24 protein-coding genes and 1 tRNA gene are annotated in these 22,598 nt (G+C 61.9%); 16 read left to right on the forward strand and 9 right to left on the reverse strand.

Annotation, left to right across the window (positions count from 1 at the left end):
- The first annotated feature begins 3 nt into the window (after positions 1–3).
- The 4 genes from DC522_RS05580 to DC522_RS05595 all read left to right on the forward strand — a co-directional run bounded on the left by DC522_RS05580 (position 4) and on the right by DC522_RS05595 (position 5,094).
- A complete protein-coding gene (locus DC522_RS05580; RefSeq protein ID WP_116527710.1) occupies positions 4–195 on the forward strand; it encodes a DUF2065 domain-containing protein in 192 nt (63 codons plus the stop codon).
- 87 nt (positions 196–282) lie between these two features.
- Positions 283–1,947 (forward strand): DegQ family serine endoprotease, encoded by a 1,665-nt coding sequence (locus DC522_RS05585; protein ID WP_245443985.1) that lies wholly within the window; start codon positions 283–285, stop codon positions 1,945–1,947.
- A 165-nt stretch (positions 1,948–2,112) separates the two neighbouring features.
- Positions 2,113–4,056: an acetate--CoA ligase gene (gene acs, locus DC522_RS05590; protein WP_116527711.1), complete on the forward strand. Its 1,944-nt coding sequence runs from the start codon at positions 2,113–2,115 to the stop codon at positions 4,054–4,056.
- 216 nt (positions 4,057–4,272) lie between these two features.
- On the forward strand, positions 4,273–5,094 hold the full coding sequence (locus tag DC522_RS05595) for an alpha/beta fold hydrolase (protein ID WP_116527712.1): 822 nt from the start codon (positions 4,273–4,275) through the stop codon (positions 5,092–5,094).
- 28 nt (positions 5,095–5,122) lie between these two features.
- Here the strand turns inward: DC522_RS05595 and serB are convergent, their stop codons facing one another.
- A complete protein-coding gene (gene serB, locus DC522_RS05600) occupies positions 5,123–6,037 on the reverse strand; it encodes a phosphoserine phosphatase SerB (RefSeq protein WP_116527713.1) in 915 nt (304 codons plus the stop codon).
- Positions 6,038–6,051: 14 nt separating this feature from the next.
- Between serB and miaA the strand changes: the two genes are divergently transcribed.
- On the forward strand, positions 6,052–6,984 hold the full coding sequence (miaA, locus tag DC522_RS05605; RefSeq protein ID WP_116527714.1) for a tRNA (adenosine(37)-N6)-dimethylallyltransferase MiaA: 933 nt from the start codon (positions 6,052–6,054) through the stop codon (positions 6,982–6,984).
- Here miaA and DC522_RS05610 read toward each other — a convergent pair.
- Positions 6,962–7,789, reverse strand: coding sequence for an RMD1 family protein (locus tag DC522_RS05610; protein ID WP_116527824.1), 828 nt, complete (start codon positions 7,787–7,789; stop codon positions 6,962–6,964). The two genes, miaA and DC522_RS05610, sit on opposite strands and share 23 nt — an antisense overlap.
- A 286-nt stretch (positions 7,790–8,075) precedes the next feature.
- Between DC522_RS05610 and DC522_RS05615 the strand changes: the two genes are divergently transcribed.
- The 4 genes from DC522_RS05615 to ilvN are packed head-to-tail and all read left to right on the forward strand — an operon-like array spanning position 8,076 to position 11,561.
- Positions 8,076–9,848, forward strand: coding sequence for an acetolactate synthase 3 large subunit (locus DC522_RS05615; protein ID WP_116527715.1), 1,773 nt, complete (start codon positions 8,076–8,078; stop codon positions 9,846–9,848).
- Between the two features lie 56 nt (positions 9,849–9,904).
- Positions 9,905–10,303, forward strand: coding sequence for an endonuclease domain-containing protein (locus DC522_RS05620; protein WP_116527716.1), 399 nt, complete (start codon positions 9,905–9,907; stop codon positions 10,301–10,303).
- 2 nt (positions 10,304–10,305) lie between these two features.
- Positions 10,306–10,986, forward strand: coding sequence for a glutathione S-transferase family protein (locus DC522_RS05625; protein WP_116527717.1), 681 nt, complete (start codon positions 10,306–10,308; stop codon positions 10,984–10,986).
- A 29-nt stretch (positions 10,987–11,015) separates the two neighbouring features.
- Positions 11,016–11,561, forward strand: a complete 546-nt coding sequence (gene ilvN, locus DC522_RS05630) for an acetolactate synthase small subunit (protein ID WP_047188691.1) — start codon at positions 11,016–11,018, stop codon at positions 11,559–11,561.
- Between the two features lie 4 nt (positions 11,562–11,565).
- Here the strand turns inward: ilvN and DC522_RS05635 are convergent, their stop codons facing one another.
- Positions 11,566–12,114: a DUF924 family protein gene (locus tag DC522_RS05635; protein WP_116527718.1), complete on the reverse strand. Its 549-nt coding sequence runs from the start codon at positions 12,112–12,114 to the stop codon at positions 11,566–11,568.
- 273 nt (positions 12,115–12,387) lie between these two features.
- Here DC522_RS05635 and ilvC point away from each other — a divergent pair, with 273 nt between their 5' ends.
- The gene (gene ilvC, locus DC522_RS05640; RefSeq protein ID WP_116527719.1) at positions 12,388–13,407 is read left to right on the forward strand and encodes a ketol-acid reductoisomerase; all 1,020 of its coding nucleotides are present in this window, start codon (positions 12,388–12,390) and stop codon (positions 13,405–13,407) included.
- 254 nt (positions 13,408–13,661) lie between these two features.
- Here ilvC and DC522_RS34655 read toward each other — a convergent pair whose 3' ends face one another.
- Together DC522_RS34655 and DC522_RS05645 are read right to left on the reverse strand one after the other, a co-directional pair.
- Positions 13,662–13,817: a hypothetical protein gene (locus DC522_RS34655; RefSeq protein ID WP_160310428.1), complete on the reverse strand. Its 156-nt coding sequence runs from the start codon at positions 13,815–13,817 to the stop codon at positions 13,662–13,664.
- Positions 13,818–13,878: 61 nt separating this feature from the next.
- A complete protein-coding gene (locus DC522_RS05645) occupies positions 13,879–14,400 on the reverse strand; it encodes a DedA family protein (RefSeq protein ID WP_205769513.1) in 522 nt (173 codons plus the stop codon).
- A gap of 152 nt (positions 14,401–14,552) precedes the next feature.
- Here DC522_RS05645 and pdxY point away from each other — a divergent pair, with 152 nt between their 5' ends.
- The 3 genes from pdxY to DC522_RS05660 are packed head-to-tail and all read left to right on the forward strand — an operon-like array spanning position 14,553 to position 17,022.
- Entirely contained in the window at positions 14,553–15,401 is an 849-nt protein-coding gene (pdxY, locus tag DC522_RS05650) for a pyridoxal kinase PdxY (RefSeq protein ID WP_116527720.1), read from the forward strand.
- 5 nt (positions 15,402–15,406) lie between these two features.
- The gene (locus DC522_RS05655) at positions 15,407–16,312 is read left to right on the forward strand and encodes a PhzF family phenazine biosynthesis protein (protein ID WP_116527721.1); all 906 of its coding nucleotides are present in this window, start codon (positions 15,407–15,409) and stop codon (positions 16,310–16,312) included.
- Complete coding sequence (locus DC522_RS05660; protein WP_116527722.1) at positions 16,312–17,022, forward strand: NUDIX hydrolase; 711 nt, start codon at positions 16,312–16,314, stop codon at positions 17,020–17,022. The genes DC522_RS05655 and DC522_RS05660 overlap by 1 nt, the downstream gene beginning before the upstream one ends.
- On the opposite strand, the gene DC522_RS05665 is transcribed toward DC522_RS05660, so the two are convergent.
- On the reverse strand, positions 17,013–17,348 hold the full coding sequence (locus DC522_RS05665) for a hypothetical protein (RefSeq protein ID WP_116527723.1): 336 nt from the start codon (positions 17,346–17,348) through the stop codon (positions 17,013–17,015). The genes DC522_RS05660 and DC522_RS05665 overlap by 10 nt on opposite strands.
- Positions 17,349–17,787: 439 nt before the next feature.
- On the opposite strand from DC522_RS05665, the gene DC522_RS05670 reads away from it, so the two are divergent.
- Positions 17,788–19,350 carry a 2-isopropylmalate synthase gene (locus DC522_RS05670; RefSeq protein WP_116527724.1) on the forward strand — a complete coding sequence of 521 codons (1,563 nt, stop codon included), beginning with the start codon at positions 17,788–17,790 and terminating at the stop codon, positions 19,348–19,350.
- A gap of 45 nt (positions 19,351–19,395) precedes the next feature.
- On the opposite strand, the gene DC522_RS05675 is transcribed toward DC522_RS05670, so the two are convergent.
- Positions 19,396–19,866, reverse strand: coding sequence for an Lrp/AsnC family transcriptional regulator (locus DC522_RS05675; protein WP_116527725.1), 471 nt, complete (start codon positions 19,864–19,866; stop codon positions 19,396–19,398).
- 129 nt (positions 19,867–19,995) lie between these two features.
- On the opposite strand from DC522_RS05675, the gene phhA reads away from it, so the two are divergent.
- Both phhA and DC522_RS05685 read left to right on the forward strand, forming a co-directional pair.
- Positions 19,996–20,853: a phenylalanine 4-monooxygenase gene (gene phhA, locus DC522_RS05680; protein WP_116527726.1), complete on the forward strand. Its 858-nt coding sequence runs from the start codon at positions 19,996–19,998 to the stop codon at positions 20,851–20,853.
- 99 nt (positions 20,854–20,952) lie between these two features.
- Positions 20,953–21,028 (forward strand) — tRNA-Lys (locus DC522_RS05685).
- Between the two features lie 86 nt (positions 21,029–21,114).
- On the opposite strand, the gene DC522_RS05690 is transcribed toward DC522_RS05685, so the two are convergent.
- Together DC522_RS05690 and DC522_RS05695 are read right to left on the reverse strand one after the other, a co-directional pair.
- Positions 21,115–22,347: an integrase gene (locus tag DC522_RS05690; RefSeq protein WP_245443987.1), complete on the reverse strand. Its 1,233-nt coding sequence runs from the start codon at positions 22,345–22,347 to the stop codon at positions 21,115–21,117.
- Positions 22,304–22,597 (reverse strand): hypothetical protein, encoded by a 294-nt coding sequence (locus tag DC522_RS05695; protein ID WP_245443989.1) that lies wholly within the window; start codon positions 22,595–22,597, stop codon positions 22,304–22,306. Before DC522_RS05695 ends, DC522_RS05690 begins: the two co-directional genes overlap by 44 nt.
- Between the last annotated feature and the right edge of the window lies 1 nt (position 22,598).

Below are 22,598 nucleotides of genomic sequence, written 5' to 3' on the forward strand. Positions count from 1 at the left end.
CTGATGTTGGACTTGATTGCAGCCCTCGGCCTCGCTCTCGCGGTCGAGGGCCTTTTGTTTGCGGCCTTCCCTGATGGAATGCGCCGTGCCATGTACGAGGCCGCGCACAGCCCGAGCGATCAGATGCGTCTTGTCGGCATAGTGTCGGCCTTCATCGGCCTTGGCATCATATGGCTGGTGCGCTGGTTTGCTTAAGGCAACGGCCCAGCTTCTGCCGCATTCGCCGCTTGAATGGCGGGCAAGAACGACAATCTATATCTCATTCTCAAAAGAGGGTTTTCGATGACTCAAGCCACGAATGCGCTGGCGCTCTCCGCCAAAGCATCGGACCCAAAAGTGGAATGCACTTTTGGGGTCAATCCGATGCTCTCTCCCATTGACGAGCGCATCGTTGATGCGGAACCGGAGGTCCGCGTCAGCGACCCGAAGGGCCGCGCTAGCGAATGCCGGGACCACTTTTCCGCACGATGCGCTAAGGCGCCGTCTCCGCGCCGCGTAAGCCGGCTGGCGGCATCTTTCTTTGCGGCCATGACGTTTGTCGCGTCCGCCATGCCGCTTCCCGCCTCAGCCCGCTCGGCGCCCGAGTCCTTTGCCGATCTGGCGGAGGAGGTGACCGGCGCCGTGGTCAATATCTCCGCTTCAACCACTGTCGAGGCCCGGAACCGCACCCTGCCTCAGCTGCCGCCGGGAACCCCGTTCGAGGACCTCTTCGAGGAGTTCTTCAACCGCCGTGGCCAGGGCAATGGTGACAACACGCCTCCGCGTCCGCGCAGCTCGAACTCGCTGGGTTCCGGCTTCGTGATCGACCCGTCGGGTATCGTGGTCACGAACAACCACGTGATCGGCGACGCCAACGACATCAGTGTCATCTTCTCCGACGGCACACGGCTCAAGGCCGAGATCGTCGGCAAGGATTCCAAGGTCGACCTCGCCGTTCTCAAGGTGAAGTCGGACAAGCCCCTGAAGGCCGTGAAGTTCGGCGATTCCGATGGCCTTCGCCCTGGCGATTGGGTGATGGCGATCGGCAACCCGTTCGGCCTCGGCGGATCGGTGACGGCGGGTATCGTGTCGGCACGCGGCCGCAATATCGAGTCCGGTCCCTACGACAACTACATTCAGACCGATGCCGCCATCAACAAGGGCAATTCCGGCGGCCCGCTGTTCAACATGAACGGCGAGGTCATCGGCATCAACACGGCCATCCTGTCGCCCACCGGCGGCTCGGTCGGTATCGGCTTTGCCGTTCCGGCTTCCACGGCTGTCCCGATCATCGATCAGTTGCGAGAGTTCGGCGAGACCCGTCGCGGTTGGCTGGGCGTGCGCATCCAGAATGTGGATGACGCCACCGCCGAGGCCCTGAGCCTCGGCTCTGCCCGTGGTGCTCTGATCGCTGGGGTCGACGAGAAAGGTCCCGCCAAGCCCGCCGGTCTCGAGGTCGGCGACGTGATCGTCAAATTCGATAACAAGGACGTGAAGGACTCCCGTGACCTGCCGCGCATCGTCGCCTCTACGCCTGTCGGCAAGGAGGTCGATGTAGCCATCGTGCGCAAGGGTCAGGAAATGACCAAGAAAGTGACCCTGGGCCGCCTCGAGGACGGTGAAAAGCAGGCGAGCCTGCAGCAGCCGCCTGCGGAAGCCCCGAGCGTCACGCGCCAGGCTCTCGGCCTCAGCATGTCCGGCATGACGGACGAGCTGCGCCGCCGCTTCAGCCTCAAGGACGACCTGAAGGGCGTGGTCATCACCCGTGTCGATCCGAATTCCTCGGCCTCCGACAAGCGGATCCAGGCCGGCGAGGTGATCGTGGAGGTCAATCAGGAGCCGGTGACGAACCCGGCGGACGTGACCAAGAAGATCGACGACCTGAAGGCTCAAGGGCGCAAGTCTGCGCTGCTCCTGGTCGCCAATCCTCAGGGCGAGGTTCGCTTCGTGGCTTTGTCTATCGAGTAACTATCTGAAATCTCTCAAGAAAGGCGGCTTCGGCCGCCTTTTTCATGATGCAATGTTCTAAATAAAGAACGTTTTGGTTGACATAGCGTCCGCCATGGAGGCATCTGGGGGCCATTGCCTCCTCAACGAGCCTTGAGCCGCTCGTGAATCCAGCGATGATCTTCAATGACCCAGAACGTTTTCCCCGTACCCGCCAGCCTGCAAGCATCAGCTCACGTTAATGCCGAGGCCTATGAGAGGCTCTATCGGCAATCCATTGACGATCCGGAGACCTTCTGGCGGGAGCAGGCGCAGATCCTCGACTGGTCGAAGCCGTTCACGCAGGTGAAGAACACGCATTACTCGCCCGAGGATGTCGTCATTGAATGGTTCGCCGATGGCCGGCTGAATGCGTCTTTCAACTGTCTCGATCGCCACGCCGCCGTCCGCGGGAATAACGCCGCGATCCTTTGGGAGGGCGATAGGCCTGGCGAGACGAAACGGATCACATGGAGCGCGCTTCACGGCGAGGTCTCCCGCCTTGCGAATGCGCTGAAAAAGCTCGGCGTGAAGAAGGGCGATTTCGTCAGCGTTTACCTGCCGGTCGTTCATCAGTCGATCGCCGCGATGCTCGCCTGTGCACGCATCGGTGCTGTCCATTCGGTCGTCTTCAGCGGCTTCTCGTCGGAGGCGCTTGCAGGGCGCATCGAGGATTGCCGCTCGCGCGTTCTCATCACGGCCGATGAGGGCATGCGCGGCGGCAAACATGTTCCGCTGAAGAAGAATGCGGATGCGGCTCTCGAACACCTTCCTTTCGTCGAACATGTGCTCGTGGTTCGCCGCACGGGGCGCGATGTTCCCATGAAGGCCGGACGTGACCGCTGGTACGATGAGGCTCTGGCGGAAGTGCCGGATGTCTGCGAGCCGGTGGAGGTGAGTGCGGAGGATCCGCTCTTCATTCTCTATACCTCCGGTTCTACGGGAAAGCCGAAGGGCATGCTGCACACGACCGGCGGCTATCTCGTGCATGCGGCCGCGAGCTTCAAGGCGATGTTCGATTATCACCCCGGCGACATCCACTTCTGCACGGCGGATGTGGGCTGGGTGACGGCGCATACCTATCTGATCTATGGGCCTCTCGCGAATGGCGCGACCATCGTGCTCTTCGAAGGCGTGCCCACATGGCCCGCTGCATCGCGCTGGTGGCAGATCATTGAGCAGTACAAGGTCAATATCTTCTACACCGCGCCCACTGCCATCCGCTCGCTGATGCGCGAAGGCGAGAGTCCGGTGCGCAAGCACGATCTCTCGTCGCTGAAGATCATGGGCTCCGTGGGCGAGCCGATCAACCCGGAAGCGTGGCTCTGGTATCACGAGGTTGCCGGCGGTGGGCGCTGCCCCATCATCGACACCTATTGGCAGACGGAAACGGGCGCGGTTCTGCTGTGCCCGCTGCCGGGTGCGATGGCGTTGAAGCCGGGCTCCGCAACGAAGCCGTTCTTCGGCGTGCGTCCCGCGTTGCTGGGCAGCGACGGCAAGATCGTTGAAGGCGAGGGGTCAGGAGGCTTGTGCTTTGCCGATTCATGGCCAGGACAGGCACGCACGATCTATGGCGATCGCGAGCGCTTCCTGAAAACGTACTTCAGCACCTATCCCGGATTCTACTTTACCGGCGATGGCGCGCGTCGAGATGCGGATGGCTATTACTGGATCACAGGCCGCCTGGACGATGTGATCAATGTCTCCGGTCATCGTCTCGGGACGGTCGAGGTGGAGGCGGCTCTCGCTTCACATCCGTCCGTGGCAGAAGCTGCCGTCGTGGGCTTCCCGCACGAGATCAAGGGGCAGGGCATCTTCGCCTTCGTGACGCTGAAGGAAGGTGTCGCCGAGAGCCAGCAATTGCAGCGCGATCTCATCCAGATCGTTCGCACCCGCATCGGCCCCATCGCGACGCCCGATCGCATCGAGTGGGCAGCGCAACTGCCGAAGAACCGCTCAGGCAAGATCCTGCGCCGCATCCTCACGCGCATCGCGGCTGGTGACTTTGAGAACCATGGCGATACGTCGACTGTGGCCGATCCCACCGTGGTGGCGGATATCGTGAGGCGGATGCAGGTCCAGAAAGCCTGACCGCCATACCTTTGTCATAAAGGTCATAGCTCATCAGGATATGTTGATGCCGGAGAGCCCGCACGGATCGTGCCTCCCGCAATCCGACGACATTCTTGTCCAGTTCAGTATTCCAGTCAGTTCAGTGAAAACCCAATGAGGCACAGCCGCTGGCCGTGAAGCCGAGCGCGCGAATGAGCTGCCCGCGTTCCACAAAGGGGCATCAGGAGCAGAGCTATGAGCACGATTACGACAAGAGACGGCACGGAGATTTTCTACAAGGACTGGGGCGATGGTCAGCCCATCGTCTTCTCTCATGGGTGGCCGCTGAGTGCTGACGCCTGGGATGCGCAGATGCTTTTCTTCGGGGAACGGGGCTATCGCGTCATCGCGCACGACCGGCGCGGGCATGGGCGCTCGAGCCAGACCTGGACCGGCAACGACATGGACACCTATGCGGATGATCTCGCCGCCGTGATCGACCATCTGAACCTGCGGGATGCCGTGCTCGTCGGCCACTCGACAGGCGGAGGCGAAGTCACGCGCTATCTCGGTCGCCATGGAACGCAGCGTGTAGCAAAGGCCGTGCTGGTAGGCGCGATTCCACCGCTGATGCTCAAGACGGATGCGAATCCTCAGGGGACACCACTTGAGGTCTTCGACGACATTCGAAAGAACACCTATCTCAACCGGTCGCAGTTCTTCTACGACCTCACCATTCCCTTCTACAGTTTCAATCGAGAGGGGGCGAAGGTTTCCGAAGGTCTTCGCATGGCCTTCTGGCAGCAGGGCATGCAGGCCGGCATCAAATCGGCCTACGATTGCATCAAGCAGTTCTCCGAGACCGACCTCACGGAAGATTTGAAGAAGATCGATGTGCCGACGCTGATCATCCATGGTGATGACGATCAGATCGTGCCGATCGCGGCGTCGGCCATGCTCTCATCCAAGATCGTGCCGAATGTGACGCTGAAGATCTATCCAGGCGGAGCGCATGGTTTGGCGCAGATCCAGGTCGAGCAGTTCAACAACGACCTGCTCACCTTCATTCAAGAGTAGTGCAGATGTTGCGGCGCCTGGGTTTTGCTTAAGCCGGCGCCGCAACGATCTCCTCTGCCCGGTGTCCCTGTACATAAAGAAGCGCGGTCAGATCCGCGTGATCGATGCGGGCGTGAGCAGCGGCCGCCACAGCGGGTTTTGCACGGAAGGCAACGCCGAGTCCTGCTTCGCCCAGCATGGCGAGGTCATTCGCGCCATCGCCCACGGCCATGGTCTCGTGGTGAGCGAGCTTGAAGTGCTCCCGCAGCTCGATGAGCGTCGCGAGCTTCGCCTCGCGGCCCAGGATCGGCTCTTCCACGAGGCCGGCCAGCTTCTCGTCTTCGACGGTCAGGTGGTTGGACCGGTGCTCGTTGAAACCAACCATCGCGGCCACTGGGCCGGTGAAAAGCGTGAAGCCGCCGGAGACAAGGCACGTGTAGCCGCCATTGGCTCGAATGGTCTGGACCAGGGCGCGACCGCCGGGGGTGAGGGTAATGCGCTTCTCGATGATCTCGTCGACGACGCCGACGGGCAGGTTCTTCAGCAGCGCCACGCGCTCACGGAGCGCCGGCTCGAAGGCAATCTCGCCCCGCATGGCGCGCTCGGTGATTTCCGAAACCTCGCGTTTAAGGCCCACGTAATCGGCCAGCTCGTCGATGCATTCCTGGCCGATCATGGTGGAATCCATATCCGCCAGGAACAGGCGCTTGCGGCGGGTGGCCAGGGGCTGCACGATGATATCGACGGGCTGTCCCCGAAGGGCAGCGCGGAGGTTTGCCTCGACGGCCTTGGCCTCGGCAGGGGCGGGGAGGATCAGGTCCGCTGCGATTCCCCTTGCCAGAATGGTGCGTTCCGTCTCATGTCCAAGCGCGCGCGCCGCCATGGCCACGAGGTCGTCCGTGACGATCGGCTGGGACGGGTTGGCGACCAGGGTCGCAACGAGGGATTCTTGAGAAGACGCCATGGGGAGACCGGGCTGTGAGTGGGTTTAGGATCGGCGCCGTTCTCATTGCAGGACCGACCGCATCAGGCAAGTCCGCTCTAGGCATCAAATTGGCTCAAGGACTCGACGGCGTGGTGATCAATGCCGATTCCATGCAGGTCTATCGCGACCTGCGGGTGATCACGGCCCGCCCGACGCCTGAGGAGGAGGCTCAGGCTCCCCACCGCCTCTACGGCCACGTGGATGCCGCCGTGAATTTTTCCGTGGGGCGCTATGTCGCCGATGCCGTCCAGGTTCTAGAGGAGATCCGGGGCCAAAAGCTGCCGATCTTCGTGGGCGGGACCGGGCTCTACTTCAAGGCGCTGACCGAGGGCCTCTCAGATATTCCGCCGGTGCCGGAGGAAGTCCGCGAAGACGTGCGCCGGGAAAGCGAGCGGCTGGAAACCCCCGAGCTTCACCGCCTCCTCTCTGAGCGGGACCCCGAAACGGCAAGCACCTTGCGCCCCTCCGACCGGCTGCGGGTGCAGCGGGCGCTTGAGATCTTCGCGGCCACGGGCCAGCCGCTCGTCTCTTTCCACGGGGCCCGCCAGCCAGGGCCGTTGAGCGATGTGCCCGTCATCAAACTGTTCCTGTCACCCGAGCGGGAGGAACTGCGCAGGCGCATCGACCAGCGGTTCCTCGCCATGATGGAACAGGGCGCGCTCGATGAGGTGAGGGCGTTGGGCGAACGAAACCTCGACCCGATGCTCCCCGCCATGCGGGCGCACGGTGTGCCGGGCTTGCTGAGCTATCTGCGGGGCGAGATTCCTCTCGACGAGGCCATCGCCAAGGGGCAGGGCGACACGCGCCGCTACGCCAAACGCCAGTTCACCTGGTTCCGGCACCAGCTGCCGGATTGGCAATGGGTGGAGCCAGAGCGGGGCTATGAGGCGGTGAGGGCTAGCCTCAATGCCCCGAGACGCCCGTGAACATCTGGTAGAAGGTGATGAAGATCTCGAACACGATCAGGAGCACGATGATCAGTTCGAGACGTAAGGAACGCTCCGTGTCGATGATGTCCGTGAGCGCCTGGGCCGTATCGCCCAGAACCTCGAGCTTGCGGTGAAGCGCGGCGGCGCGCTCCTTGAGTTCGTATTCGTCCTCAAGGCGCGCATAGAGACGTTCGAGATCGGGCCGGTCCCAAAGCACGTCCGGCTTTTCCTCCACGGCCACACGTCCTGACATGCGCTGACGCACGAGAAGGGCGCGGCCTACATGCCTGAGGATCTTGCGGCGGTCGCTGGGGCGGCGGCCTTTGGCGGCCAGATGTTCGACAGAGGGCTCCACCAGCTCGAAGGCAGCGGTCGCCTCGCGTTCGTCGCGGGCCAGCGTCGCGCTCTTGGAGAGGGCGTCGGCAATGACAATCAGCCGTTCGGTGGAGAGCTGCTTGATATAGATCGGGCCGCCCGGCGGGATCTGGTCGTCCCGGTCCGGCGAGATCTCGATGATCGCGGTCTCCTCCTCATGCCGCGCGAACTCGCCCTGGATGCGCTGGCGCAGACCGCGGATGACCTCGTCCTCCTCCAGGGGCGTGAGGCCCACCAGAACGGCCACGCCGTAGCGGAACAGGGCCACGAACCCATCCTGGCCGGCTCGAAAGGCGAGGGGGGTGGTGGACAGAACGTCGCTGCGCTCGAGCCCTGCCACGTCGAGGCGGTCGCCCAAGAGGAGGGCGCGGGCGGTCAGGCGTTGATTTTGCATCGGAACGCCGGTCGAGGAGATGGTATCGATCATGGTCATACGACTAAAATAGGGAGCGCACCTTAAAAGCCACGCTGCAATCTGCCAACCTGACCCCGCTTGACCGAATGAAATGGATCAGATAGCGTCTGCGCAACTTTTGAACCGAGAGCTGCCCAAATGCGCAAGCTTATTCTCGTAGTACGAGCGCCATCGACGGAGCGGGACTGATCCCCGCAGGTCCGGCGATGGCGCACAGGCCCCCTCAGGGGCCTTTTTTATTGCCCGCAACACCAGAACAACGCAGACAAACACGACAGACCCGACGGAGCTAAGTACCATGAGCGAGACGATGACCGGAGCCGAAATGGTGATCCGAGCCCTGCAGGACCAGGGAGTCGAGCATGTCTTCGGTTATCCGGGCGGAGCGGTTCTTCCCATTTACGATGCGCTCTTCCACCAGGAGAAGGTGCGTCACGTTCTCGTCCGTCACGAGCAGGGCGCGGTTCACGCAGCGGAAGGCTATGCGCGCTCTTCGGGCAAGCCGGGCGTGGTGCTGGTGACCTCTGGCCCCGGCGCGACGAATGCCATCACGGGGCTGGCCGATGCGATGATGGACTCGATCCCGCTGGTCTGCATCACCGGTCAGGTGCCAACCCATCTCATCGGTTCCGACGCGTTCCAGGAATGCGATACGGTCGGCATCACGCGCCACTGCACGAAGCACAACTATCTCGTCAAATCCATCGAGGACCTGCCGCGCGTTCTGCACGAAGCCTTCTACGTGGCGCAGAACGGCCGCCCCGGCCCGGTGGTGGTGGACCTGCCGAAGGACATTCAATTCAAGGCCGGCAACTACGTTCGCCCCACCAACAACCAGCACAAGACCTATCGACCGACGGTGAAGGGGGACATGGGTCACATCCGTGCCGCGATCGAGTTGATGGCGAAAGCGAAGCGTCCTGTGTTCTACACCGGCGGTGGCGTCATCAATTCCGGCCCGCATGCCTCTGGGCTGCTGCGCGAACTCGTGCATCTTACGGGCTTTCCCATCACCTCGACCCTGATGGGCTTGGGTGCTTACCCCGCTTCGGACAAGCAGTGGCTCGGCATGCTCGGCATGCACGGCACCTACGAGGCCAATCTCGCGATGCACGAATGCGACGTGATGATCAATATCGGTGCGCGTTTCGACGACCGCATCACGGGCCGCCTCGACGCGTTCTCTCCGTATTCCAAGCGCATCCACGTGGATATCGACCCGTCCTCCATCAACAAGACGGTGAAGGTGGACATCCCGATCGTCGGCGATTGCGCGCATGTGCTGGAAGACATGGTGCGCCTGTGGCGCCAGGGCGCGCACCAGGCGGACAAGGTGGAGCTGAAGGAGTGGTGGGACAAGATCGAGGGCTGGCGCGCCCGCAACTGCCTCGCCTACAAGAACTCCAAGGAAACCATCAAGCCGCAATACGCGATCCAGCGTCTCTACGAGCTCACCAAGGATCGAGCGCCTTATGTCACGACCGAGGTCGGGCAGCACCAGATGTGGGCGGCGCAGTACTTCAAGTTCGAGGATCCGAACCACTGGATGACCTCGGGCGGTCACGGCACCATGGGCTACGGCTTGCCGGCAGCCGTTGGCGCGCAGCTCGCGCATCCCGGCGCGCTCGTCATCGACATCGCAGGCGAAGCCTCGATCCAGATGATGCTGCAGGAGATGTCGACGGCGCTGCAGTACAACCTGCCGATCAAGGTGTTCATCCTCAACAACGAGTACATGGGCATGGTGCGTCAGTGGCAGGAGTTGCTGCACGGCGGCCGCTACTCGCAGAGCTATTCGGAATCGCTCCCCGATTTCGTGAAGCTCGCGGAAGGCTATGGCGGCGTCGGCATCCGCTGCGACAACCCGGCCGAGCTCGATGCGAAGATCATGGAAATGATCAACGTGAACCGCCCGGTGATCTTCGACTGCATCGTCGACAAGACGGAAAACTGCTTCCCGATGATTCCGTCGGGCAAGGCCCATAACGAGATGCTGCTGAATGACTATCTCGGCGAGACCGGTGCCGATATCGGCTCCGTGATCGACGAGAAGGGCAAGATGCTCGTTTAGAGGAAAGAACCCCTCTCCCGGGTGGGAGAGGGGCAGGGGTGAGGGATTGCCATTTCATGATTAAAGAACCGCGCCAATTCGCACGCAATCTCCGCAAGGCGCCCACGTCTGCGGAGGACGTGTTGTGGCAGGCTCTTCGTGGGCGGCGTTTCCAAGGCCTCAAGTTCAGGCGGCAGGTGCCATTTCTGAACTACACTGTCGATTTTCTTTGTGTCGAGCGAAAGCTGATCATCGAAATCGATGGAAAGCAGCATGAGTGGTATGCAGAGTATGATGCTCGCCGAACAGAGGAGATCGAGCGTCACGGCTTTGCGATCATTCGCTTCACAAATGGTGAAGTCATGAACGATTTAGAATCTGTTATGGGGATGATTGCGAAGGCTGCGGTGCCTTCTGAACCTTCTTTCCCTCACCCCTGGCCCCTCTCCCAAATGGGAGAGGGGGAAAGCGTCTAATTATGCCGACCCTCGTCATCGCCAACAAGTGCTACTCGTCCTGGTCGCTGCGTCCCTGGCTGCTGATGAAGCAGCTGGGCGTCCCCTTCGACGAGATTACGATCCCGCTCGATCTGCCGGATACGAAGGAGAAAGTGCTCAGGCATTCTCCCGCCGGCAAAGTGCCGATCCTCATCGATGGCGATGTGACCGTGTGGGAGAGCATCAGCATCATGGAATATGTGGGCGATGCCTTCGGTGCTCCTGTATGGCCCGAGGATCGCAAGGCCCGCGCCATGGCGCGCTCCGTCGCGGCGGAGATGCATGCTGGCTTCTTCGCTTTGCGTAATGCGTGTCCGATGAATCTGGGCAAGAAGTACGCGCAAAAGGATCGCGGCGAGGCCGTCGCGCGCGATGTGGCACGGTTCTGCGAAGTCGTGCGACAGGCGCGTGAGCGCTTCGGTACAGGCGGGCCGTTCCTCTTCGGCGCGTTCTCGGCGGCGGACGCCATGTATGCGCCGCTCGTGACACGCCTCGATACCTATTCTTTTCCTCTCGATGCGCCGACGCGCGTTTATGCCGATACGATCCTCTCGCTTCCCGCTTTCGAGGAATGGCGCGCCGCCGCGCTGAACGAGACCTGGATCGTCGACGCCGACGAAGTCGATGAAGACGCAGTCGAGAATTACCGCAAAGCAGCCTGAAGCCAGAATATAAAGCCGGACAACGAACCATGCTCCAGATGAAAACCCATTATCCCGATGCGCACCGCGTCGAGCCCGTCAACCGGCACACTCTTGCGGTGGTCGTCGACAACGAGCCGGGCGTTCTCGCCCGCATCGCCGGCCTCTTCTCTGGCCGGGGCTACAACATTGAGAGCCTGACCGTAACGGAAACCGAGCACGAGGCGCATATCTCGCGCATCACCATCGTCACCACGGGCACGGACAGCATCATCCAGCAGATCAAGAGCCAGCTCGAGCGTCTCGTGCCAGTGCATCGCGTGGTGGATCTCACGATGACCGGCGAGGCTGTGGAACGCGAATTGTGTCTCGTGAAGGTGGTCGGCAAGGGCGATCATCGCGTGGAGGCGATGCGACTCGCTTCCGCTTTCGGCGCACGCACGCTCGACGCGACGCTCACATCCTTCGTCTACGAGCTGACGGGCACGACCGACGAGGTCGAGCGCTTCATCAAGCTCATGACGGCGGTGGGACTCGTGGAAGTGTCCCGCACCGGCGTTGCCGCCATGGCACGCGGAGCGGAAGGAATTCTGTAGGGAGTTAGCCTCTGAAGTCGCTCTCTTTCAGGAAGGCTTCTTCATCCGGCGTCGTCTCTCTCCTAAGAATGACGTTGCGATGGGGGAAGCGACCGAAGCGGGCGATGATGTCGTGATGGTGGCGCGCCCATTTGATGGAGTCTTCCTCGCCGAGGGCTTCGTTCAGGGCCACCGAGCGCTCTTGGTGCCGCAAGGACTCGGAGTGCATGAAGGGCAGGTAGAAGAAACGGCGGAGCTCCGGTTGCACCTTTCGGTCGAACCCTCTCTCGATGGCGCGGTCCGCCGCCATCAGGGCGACGGGGTCGGTTTTGTAGACTTGGCGGGTTCCGCGGAACATGTTCCGCGGGAACTGATCGAGAAGAAGGATCACGGCGAGCGCACCCTCGGGGGTGAGTTCCCATTCGTTGAGGTCGCCCCTCGCGGCGGCCTCATAGGTGGGCATGAAACGGTCCCGGCAGTCTTGGTCGAAGGCTTCGTCCTTTGAAAACCACTTCTCCGGCCCGGCATTGCGCCAGAAGGCGAGGACTTCATCGGGAGTGGCGAGGCGCTGCATGCGGCTTGTCCTTTCGAAGGGGGATCGCTTTGAAGCCAATCTAGAGCATTGGAGAGCTCTTTGAACTCTCCGGGCTCGGACCGTTTGTGGGTGAGGCGAAAGTGCCAAACTGAGGCAATTTCCGCATCTTTCCTACAAACTTCGACTTGTCAGCGCAGTTTTGTTCGCTAAAAGCGGCGCAGGACAAAACAAATGTTGCGCGAGGGCTTGGGCCTGACCGCAATGCCATGAGGACCGGGGAACGCCCCCCTGAAACACAAGGACTAGAGCACCATGCGCGTCTATTACGATCGCGACGCCGATATCAATCTGATCAAGGGCAAGAAGGTCGCCATCGTCGGCTACGGCAGCCAGGGGCATGCCCATACGCTGAACCTGCGCGATTCCGGCGTGAAGGACATCGTCGTGGCGCTGCGCAAGGGCTCTCCCTCCGCTGCCAAGGCCGAGGCTGCCGGCATCCGCGTGATGGAAGTGGCCGAGGCCGCCAAGTGGGCCGACGTGGTCATGATGCTCACTCCGGACGAGCTGCAGGCCGACATCTACCGCAACGAGCTGCACGGCAACATGAAGCAGGGCGCGGCTCTCCTCTTCGCCCACGGCCTCAACGTGCACTTCAACCTCATCGAGCCCCGCAAGGACCTCGACGTGCTCATGGTCGCCCCGAAGGGCCCCGGCCATACCGTGCGTTCCGAGTACCAGCGCGGCGGCGGCGTGCCGACCCTGATCGCGATCCACCAGGACGCCACGGGCAATGCCCATGACATCGCGCTGTCCTATGCTTCCGCGAACGGCGGCGGCCGCGCCGGCATCATCGAAACCACCTTCAAGGAAGAGTGCGAGACCGACCTCTTCGGCGAGCAGGTGGTTCTCTGCGGCGGCCTCGTCGAGCTGATCAAAGCCGGCTTCGAGACCCTCGTCGAGGCGGGCTATGCCCCCGAGATGGCCTATTTCGAGTGCCTGCACGAAGTGAAGCTGATCGTCGATCTCATCTACGAGGGCGGCATCGCCAACATGAACTACTCGATCTCGAACACCGCCGAGTACGGGGAGTACGTCACGGGTCCGCGCATCATTACGCCCGAGACGAAGGCCGAGATGAAGCGCGTTCTGGAGGACATCCAGACCGGCAAGTTCACCCGCGACTGGATGCTCGAGAACAAGGTCAACCAGACCTCGTTCAAGGCCGTGCGCGCCCGCAACGCTGCTCACCCGATCGAGGACGTGGGTGCTCGCCTGCGCGCCATGATGCCGTGGATCAAGGAGAAGGCTCTGGTCGACAAGACCAAGAATTGATTTCTGTAAAAGCAGACATCAAAAGGGGCGGAAGTTTCCGCCCCTTCTTTTTTGCTTATTTTTCAGCGGATCAGAGCGAGTGTCCGACCAAGGCTGCTATCGTGACCGGCATGCAGAGATGAAAGTCCACACTTGGGCGCACTGTCCCAGCAATGCTTATGAGATATTATATCTCTTCATTAACGTTGCGGAAGGCATTTGCCACCATCCGGAAATGGAGAGCCTTTAAATCAGGAAACCGAAAAGCACCGGCATTACTGCTGGTTGCTTTTGGTGTTGGCGGCCTTGTTGTTGTCCTGCTTGCCGGGATCCGTGCGATTCTTCATGGTGCCGCCCGAGCCGCGGATGTGAGTGCCGGGGTGCTTCTTGCTCTCGGCGGAGTTGTCGCCGCTCATCTTGCCTTTGCCCATAGGAAACCTCCGTTTGGTACGGGAGGTTAATGAGCCTTACCTGACCCGGTTCCAAAAAACCCTACCAGAGCACGTAGTGTGCCAGCCCGGCCCCGGGCGCAAGGAGGGCAAAAGCCCAGACCGAGGCTGACGCCATGTTGGCAGCCTGGAAGAGCACGCGCGGCATCATGAAGATGCCGGCGATCAGCGGGAGAATCGCGCGGGTGGGACCGAAGAAGCGGCCCAGGAACATGGCCCAGGGGCCGAAACGCTGGAAGAAGAGTTCGCCTCTCTCGATCATGTCTGGGTTTCGCGAGAGGGGCCAGACGCCATAGGCCCGCTTCTTCACCTTGAAGCCGAGTTCGTACGAGATCCAAGCGCTCACGAAGGCCCCCGCCGCAGCGCCGAGCCAGACCTGCCAGAACGGGACATCAGCCGCCGCCAGCGCAAAGCCCACCGCCACGAGAATGGTGATCATGGGCAGGATGAGCGAGACGAAGGCGAAGGATTCTCCAAAGGTCATCAAGCCCACGATCAAGGGCGCATAGGCTTGGTGCGCTCGGATGAACTCCACGGCGGCGATGGTGATGGTTTCCAGATTCACGCGAATATCCCTTCAGGCGGTGCTTGTAGCGAATGCGTAAGCCGACTGCCATGGGGCGGCATGTTTGCTTCTCGTGATGGATAAGATCACATCCCCTGATTTGATGCCGGATCGGCGATGCGCTAACCCAAGAAGCAGAAGGGGCTAAAACGATGAATGTTCTCTCGATCCAATCCCATGTTGCCTATGGTCATGTGGGCAACGCATCCGCCGTGTTTCCGATGCAGCGTCTTGGGGTCGAGGTCTGGCCCATTCATACGGTGCAGTTTTCCAACCACACGGGCTATGGCTCCTGGAAAGGCCGGGTCTTCGACGGGCCTGCCATCGAAGAGCTGGTTGACGGCATTGCCGAGCGCGGCGTGCTGGAGCGCTGCAACGGCGTTCTCTCCGGCTATATGGGCTCCGCCGATATCGGCAATGCGATCCTCTCCGCCGTGGCGCGGGTGCGAGCACTCAACCCGCAGGCGCTCTATTGCTGCGATCCGGTCATCGGCGATGTCGGGCGCGGCATCTTCGTGCGCCCCGGCATTCCCGAGTTCATGCGGGATCAGGCGGTTCCTGCTGCCGACATCATCACGCCCAACCAGTTCGAGCTGAACTATCTCGCGGGCCTCACGACGGAAACCTTGGGCGACGTGAAGAAGGCCGTCTTGGGTGTGCAGCGGCTCGGTCCCAGGGCTGTGCTCGTGACCTCCGTCGAGACCAGGGAGACGCCTACGGACTCCATCGATCTCATCGCCGGTGAGGGTGGGCGCTTCTGGCGGGTGCGTACGCCGAAGCTCTCGCTCAGCGTGAACGGGGCAGGGGACGCGATCGCGGCCTTGTTCTTCGTCCACTATGCGCGCTCGGGCTCCGTTGCGACAGCACTTGCCGAAGCCTCCGCCTCTGTCTACGGCTTGTTGAAGCGCACGGAGGAGGCGGGGTCCCGCGAGATCCTCACCATCGCGGCGCAGGATGAGTTCGTCTCGCCCACCAATCGCTTTGTCGCCGAAGAGGTTTGATCCGCATGGCCCGTCGTTTCATCACCCTGGACGTCTTCACGTCGGAGCGCTTCACCGGAAACCCCCTGGCCGTCGTCCTCGACGCAGATGGGCTCGACGACGCGCGCATGCAGACCATCGCGAAAGAGTTCAACCTCTCCGAGACCGTCTTCGTCTTCCCGCCGGCTGATCCACATCAGCGCGCCGATATCCGCATCTTCACGCCGGCCCGCGAACTGCCCTTCGCCGGCCATCCGACCGTGGGAACGGCGCTGCTGCTCGCGCTGCTGGATCAGAACGGCCAGCCCGGCGCCGTGGCCTTTGGTCTGAAGGAGCTGGTCGGCATCGTGCCCTGCGTGGTCGAGGTGAAGGATGCTGTGAGCGGCGAGGCCCGCTTCCGCCTGCCGCGCCTGCCGTCTTCCTGGGGCGAGGGCAAGGACACGACGTCTTGCGCCTGGGCACTCGGCCTTGATCCCAAGGAGGTCGGTTTCGAGCGGCATGTGCCGAGCCGCCACACGGGCGGTGTGGCTTACGATCTCGTGCCTGTCGCATCGCTCGATGCGCTGGCCCGCGCTTGGCCGCAGGGCGAGGCGTTCGACAAGGCCTTCCTCGATAGCGATCATCCGGCAGCTTATGTCTACACCCGCGTGCCGAATACAGATGGCCTGCGTTTTCGCGCCCGCATGTTCGGTCCTGGCATGGGTATCGTGGAGGATCCGGCGACAGGTTCCGCCGTTGCGGCTTTTGCCGGCGCGCTCATGCAATGCGAGCCGCTCGGAGATGGTGAGCACAACATCGTCATCGAGCAGGGCGTCGAGATGGGCCGTCCGAGCGAAATCTTCCTGCAGATGACCATCAAGAATGGTGCGCTGGTTTCCGCCGAGATCGGCGGCACGGCCGTCATGGTGACTCGCGGCGAGATCATCGCGTGATGCCCGAGGTTCTGATCAGGCGCGTCTCGCGCGTCGAAGCGAGATGCTTGCCCATGGAATGGGCATGGGCTGAGCAGAACCGGGACTTCATCGAGGCGAACTGGAAACGCCGCACGGCTGACAAGCCAAAAATGTTCAACGGAAAGGTTCTGCTGCTCCGCAACGTGGAGTTCGAGCAGGACCTGTGCCGCAACACCTATTTCGAGACGAATTACGCTGATTTCGTTGCGTGGATCGACAGCGGCTATCCCGACAGGAGCATCGCCAACGGCTTCGCCATGGGCGCGCTACGTGGATCGGATGGCGCTTTCATCTGTGGCGTCATGGGCGTGCATACCACGAATGCGGGCCGTGTCTATTTCGCGGCGGGCACGCCGGATCTCTCGGATCTCAGACCTGACGGCACTGTCGATCTTGCCTCCAGCCTGACACGCGAGCTGATCGAAGAGACAGGCCTTCAGGAGAGCGAGTTCCATGTGGATGACGAGTGGATCATCGTCCAGCGCTGGCCGACCATTGCACTTCTGCGCATGGTGACTTTGCCGATGACGGTCGAGGAGGGAGCAGCCTTGATCCGCGCCAACATCGCCAAAGACCCAGAGCCCGAATTGCAGGATGTACGGATCATCCGCGGAGTGGAGGACATCGACCCGAAGACGATGCCTCTCTTTCTGCAATCCTTCTTCGAGTGGGTCTTCACTCACAGATAACCATGACGGGCCTTCGTCGCGTGGATCATGCGCTGGGCCTCCGCATCGCGCCCGGCGGCGCAGGCGGCCTCGGCCTGCCCGATCTCCCGGTCCACACGGTTATAGACGGTCTGGTTCACGTGGCCCATGGCGAGATCGTTGCTCATCACGGCCCGGTAGCGGGCGATCTCGCCCCGGCAGCCGGAGCCGTCCGGCATGTGGAAGCTGGAAGGTGTGACGCTTGTGCTGGCGGGCGCTGCGCCTGAGCCCGAGGCGGTCTGGTTGCAGGCGGCCAGCGGCAGGGCCACGAGGCCGGTGAGCCATAAGCCACGGATTGCGGTCTTCATCGAAGGCACCTCATATTCCGGTTGGGATGGTCTGAATAAAAGCCAAGCTTGCTCTGATCTAGAGCATTCTGGCCTCCGGCTAGGCTAAGCCACGCACGATATTTCCTATACCATCGTCGAGCTTTGGCTTTTCGTTTGTTTCAAGCGCTTGCCATTCCATGAACGTCCCGTTACAAACGTGCCCGTTGTTCGCGGCAGGGCCGCGGTCTTTGGAGGAATGGGCAGCGATGGCAATCGGCTCCCACAGCGCTGGCAAGAACGGCACCGCTTCAGCGGCCGGCCGCGCGCTTCTCCTTGGCCTCCTTCTCCTTAGCCGCCCCTGAGGGTCGGCTGGGCGCTGTCGCCTGGGCTCTCAGGGGTTTTGGAAAATCTCAAGAACAACCTCGAGCGCATGGCTTAAAGACCTTGGATAGCGCTCCCTCCGAGAAGGACTGACACGATGACCGCTTCCACCACCGGCTCCTCCAAGGACCGCGTATTGATTTTCGACACCACCCTGCGGGACGGCGAGCAATGCCCTGGCGCGACCATGACGCTGGAGGAAAAGCTCGAGGTCGCAGCTTTGCTCGATGCCATGGGCGTCGACGTCATCGAGGCGGGCTTCCCCATCGCCTCCAACGGTGACTTCGAGGCCGTGTCTCTCATCGCGCAGCAGGTGAAGAACGCGACCGTTGCCGGTCTCGCCCGCGCCATCTCGGCCGATATCGCCCGTGCCGGCGAGGCCGTGCGTCATGCCAGGAAGCCGCGCATCCACACCTTCGTGTCCACCTCGCCGATCCATCTGGCGCACCAGATGCGCAAGACCGAGGAAGAGGTTTTGGAGATCATTACCGCCACGGTGACCCAGGCGCGCAACCTGATCGAGGACATCGAGTGGTCGGCCATGGACGCCACGCGCACGCCGATCGATTATCTGTGCCGCTGCGTGGAAGCTGCGATCAGGGCAGGCGCGACCACCATCAACCTGCCGGATACGGTGGGCTATGCGACGCCTGACGAATATCGCGCGATGTTCCGCGCCGTGCGCGAGCGCGTGCCCAATGCGGACAAGGCGATCTTCTCCGCCCATTGCCACAACGATCTGGGTCTCGCCGTTGCGAACTCGCTGGCCGCGTTGGAAGGCGGCGCACGGCAGATCGAGTGCACCATCAACGGCATCGGCGAGCGTGCAGGCAATGCGGCGCTGGAAGAAGTCGTGATGGCGATCAAGACGCGCGGCGACGTGCTGCCCTACGAGACCGGCATCGAGACGACGATGCTCACGCGTGCGTCGAAGCTCGCTTCGGCCGCCACCTCGTTTCCGGTGCAGTACAACAAGGCTATCGTCGGCCGGAACGCCTTCGCGCATGAAAGCGGCATTCACCAGGACGGCATGCTGAAGAATGCGCAGACCTACGAGATCATGACCCCTGAAAGCGTCGGCGTGTCCAAGACCTCGCTCGTCATGGGCAAGCATTCGGGCCGCGCGGCATTCCGCAACAAGCTGGAAGAGCTGGGCTACAGCCTCTCCGACAACCAGTTCCAGGATGCGTTCGAGCGCTTCAAGGATCTGGCCGATCGCAAGAAGCACGTCTACGACGAGGATATCGAGGCGCTCGTCGATCAGAACATCGCCACCGCGCATGATCGCATCAAGCTGGTCTCGCTCCACATCGTCGCCGGAACGCGCGGTCCGCAGCGCGCTACCATGCGCCTGCAGGTCGACGGCAAGGCCGTGATCGAGGAGCAGGAGGGCAACGGCCCGGTGGATGCCACCTTCAACGCCATCAAGGCGCTGGTGCCGCACGAAGCCGTGCTGGAGCTCTATCAGGTGCACGCGGTCACGGAAGGCACGGATGCGCAGGCCGAAGTGTCGGTGCGCCTCTCCGCCGACGGCCGCAGCGTAACATCACGCGCCGCCGATCCCGACACGCTGGTCGCCTCCGCCCAGGCCTATCTCGGCGCGCTCAACAAGCTGTTGAGCCGAGGCGCTCGCCTCCACGCGCAGCACGCGGCAGAGTAATCTTGAACACGGGGCTCGGATTTCCGAGCCCCTTTTCATTCAAGGCTAATCCGGCACCGGGATCGGGCTCTGCGGCTTGATGGTCGAGAGCACGAAGCTCGAGCGCACATCGGCGACCCCGGGCAGAGTAAGAAGCTGGTTCATCGTAAACTCGCCGAAGCTCTCGATGTCCCGCGCCACCGCATGGACGATGATGTCCACCTCGCCGGCGAGCGCATGGCAGGCGATCACCTCCTCATAGCCCTTCAGCCGGTCCACGAGGCGGGTGCGCCAGCCGGGCTCCGATTGCTCCAGCTTAATGAACACGAAGGCCTCCACTTCGAACCCGAGCGCCTTGCGGTTTACGAGCGCCCGGTAGCCCTCGATGATCCCGTCCTCTTCGAGCGCCTTCAGGCGTCTCAGGCAGGGGGAGGCGGCAAGCCCGACCTTCTCGGCGAGGGCTGAATTAGGAATGCGCCCATCCCCCTGGATGGCGCGCAGGATCCGGCGGTCGGAGGGAGACAGGTGGCGCTTCATGAAAATCTCATCGATTGTGGCCTTCCGGTCATTTTATGACCACGTGGATGCTTTTCCAGGCGGGATCCGGCGAACAATGACCTGAAGCGGGTGTTATCCTAACAACACAACAACGACGGAGGGAACGCCATGAACACCGCCACCGGCAGCGATGATCCGCGCGATTACATCCGTGATCAGGGCTTCGGGAACTATACCGAGACCGATCACGCCACCTGGAGAACCCTGGCCAAGCGTCAGCGGGAAATCCTGAAGGGCCGCATCGCCGACCAGTTCCTCGAAGGCCTCGACCGCCTCGGTATCGGCGACGAGGGGATCCCCGATTTCCGCGTCATGAACCAGCGCCTCAAGGCAGCGACGGGCTGGGAAGTCATGGCCGTGCCCGGGCTGATCCCGGATCTCGCCTTTTTCCGCATGCTGGCGAACCGCCAGTTCCCCGCAGGCTTCTGGATCCGCAAGCCCGAGCAGCTCGATTACATCGAGGAGCCGGATATCTTCCATGACGTGTTCGGCCACGTGCCGCTGATCATGCAGCCGATCTATGCGGACTATCTCGAATCCTACGGTAAGGCAGGCCTCGTGGCCGCCGAGCATGGGGCATTGAAGTATCTGGCTCGGCTCTACTGGTACACGGTGGAGTTCGGCCTCGCCCAGACTCCTCAAGGGATGCGTATTGTCGGCGCGGGCATCGCCTCGTCCCCGGGCGAGACGATCTTTGCGCTCGAGAGCCCGTCGCCGAACCGCGTCGCCTTCGATCTTGGCCGTGTCATGCGCACCCTCTACAGGATAGATGACTACCAGGAGACCTATTTCGTGCTCGACGGCATCGAAGCCTGGCCGAGCCTGGACCTCGACCGGCTGATTCCGCTCTGGAAGGAACTGGAAGGGCAGGGGGAGATCGAGCCCGGGCAAATCCAGCCCGAGGATCGGATTCTGACACAAGGTGACGGCAGTTATCACCGCGCCAAATCGAAATCCGCAGCTTAAGGAAAAAACCTCTCCAAATGGGCTAGACAGGGGCCGTCCGGTTTGTTACACGCACGGCCTCTTCAGCGGAGATCGCGCCGCTGAAAGCGCTTCGGCGACGGGTGTATAGCTCAGTTGGTAGAGCAGCTGACTCTTAATCAGCGGGTCCAAGGTTCGAGTCCTTGTACACCCACCAATGTTTTCAAAGACATAGCACTGAAATCTAAGCTTCTTGATTAGAAGTGTTACCGGGCGTGTTACCGAAACCGTTCGAGGGCTGTTCTACTCGCCCTTTTCCTTCTTCTGCCTCTTCGCGACCCTGAGCTCTGCCACGCGTGCCGACTGCACGACCGCGCCGCGGTTGTAACCCATGGTCGTGCTGATCTGCCGATGAGTGGCGTGTTTCATCACGTCGGCCGGATCAGCTCCTGCCTCGAACGCTTCCGATACCGAGCCAGCGCGGGAGTCCATATTCCAGACGCCCTTCGGCCATCCGGCATCATCGGCGATCCTGCGGAAGAGGTCGCGGAAGTGTCGTGCCCGATATGGCTTGCCCGATCCCTCGTCGATGAGGACGGGGCCGATGCGGCGATGGGAAGGGACCTTGGACAGCTCAGCCATGGTATCGGGATAGAGCTTGAGGTCGTGCTCAGCGATCTCGTTGCCGTTTGACTTCGATGTCGGCTTTTTGAGGATCCAGTTCTGGTCGATCTGATCCCAAGTAAGGCCCCATTGCCAGCGCCATTCGCCGTCCATGATCCCTTCGCGCGAGCCATCGCCGGCCCTGACCCATTCGCCAATGACATCCTTCTGGCGGAGGCCAAGATCGAACTGTAGGGTGACGGCGAGTGCAATGGATGCACGGCCCGACTCGTGAGCTTTGGGACGGAATGCCTGGACCAAGTCATACGTCGCCCGGACCTTGCGGCCTTTGGTGATCGGGAACTCCATCTCCTCCAGCATTGCAGCAAGGGTCTTGCAGGCGGGGTTCCCTAAATCCCCGGCTCCGTACTTGATGCAACGTCGCAGGGTCTGGATGCACGCACGGGCGGCGCGCTCTCCATGCATCTCCTGCCATTGGACGCGCCACCGTCGAATGTCCCGACCGATCACGCTGGCAATAGGGCGCTGTCCTACGGTTTTGACGATGCTCTTGATCCACTGGCTGTAGAACCGCTGAGTGTCTGGGCGCTTCTCGTGATACGGCGAGTCCTCGTCGGTCTCGAAAGCCGTGCAGACCCAGGCGATCGTTCCATGGCCGTGCGGGTTCGCAGGTGTATCGCCCCCTGACGCCCACTCCAGCATTTCAGCTTGGTAGTGACGGCAGCGAGCGGCGATCTCGACACGATCCGTCTCCAGGTTCCAGTCGAGGCCGAGGATCCTGATAGTCTTGGGCTGGTAGCCCTTCTTCACCAGGTCTTCGTCTGCGACCCAATAGAGATCGATGCGCCCATTATGGCGCTTCATCCGTTTAAGACCGGGAGCGTGCAGCTCGTGGTCCTGACTTCGGGGCATTCCAGTTCTCCAGTTCTTCTAAATCTTGCGCGGGCGTAGCGTCGGTGAGTCCGTGTCTTCTGTCGAGAAAGGCTTTGACGGCTGGCCAGTAACGGCCGCCAAAGAGAGGATCGATCTGGGGGAAGCCGCGCTTCTCGAGCACGGCGGCGATGCCGTCCCATGACTTCACATTGTCAGGCGGCAGCACAGCGCGGGCGATCTGATCCTCTGTGGGGTAGAGCGGCAATGGCTCGTCCGGCTTCTTCCCCATC

Origin of the sequence: Microvirga sp. KLBC 81 (genome assembly GCF_003075415.1) — a bacterium.
Classification (GTDB): Bacteria; Pseudomonadota; Alphaproteobacteria; order Rhizobiales; family Beijerinckiaceae; genus Microvirga.